1 protein-coding gene and 1 pseudogene are annotated in these 508 nt (G+C 61.6%); both read left to right on the forward strand.

Features of this window, described 5'->3' with window-relative positions:
* A pseudogene (locus tag DVK07_RS24100) lies at positions 1-95 on the forward strand (Like-Sm ribonucleoprotein core); the annotation flags it as partial.
* Positions 92-268: a 50S ribosomal protein L37e gene (locus tag DVK07_RS21175; protein ID WP_004042936.1), complete on the forward strand. Its 177-nt coding sequence runs from the start codon at positions 92-94 to the stop codon at positions 266-268. The pseudogene DVK07_RS24100 and the gene DVK07_RS21175, both read left to right, overlap by 4 nt.
* Positions 269-508 lie beyond the last annotated feature (240 nt).

Genomic DNA, 508 nt, shown 5'->3' on the forward strand with positions numbered 1-508 from the left:
TGGACGAAGACACCGTGCCCGGGGATATCGAACTCGAGCAAGTCCAAGACACAACCATTATACGCGGCGATAACGTCGTCACCATCAAAGCATGACGGGTGCAGGAACCCCCAGCCAAGGAAAGAAGAACAAGACGACGCACGTCAAGTGCCGTCGCTGCGGCGAGAAGTCCTACCACGTGAAGAAGAAGGTCTGCTCGTCTTGCGGCTTCGGTAAGTCGAAGAAGCGTCGGAGCTACGCCTGGCAGTCGAAGTCCGGCGACAACTAACGACTCTCGACGGTCTCCGACCGTCTCTGTCTTCTCTCTCGCCGTCTGCGGCGAGAACGAACCCGCGTTCCTGACTCCCGGTTCGTCTTCGACCCCGTGACACTCGCTAGCACCGAGTACGGCGTCCCACCCCCGACCTGCGTGCAGTTCTCACCACTTTCCAGACAACCGCTACCGCCCCGAGCCGACGCTGTCGCCGCGGCCGACGAGACCAGCCCCGGGTGCGTCGCTTCCGTTCTC

This window comes from Halorubrum sp. Atlit-26R (genome assembly GCF_003666015.1).
Classification (GTDB): Archaea; Halobacteriota; Halobacteria; order Halobacteriales; family Haloferacaceae; genus Halorubrum.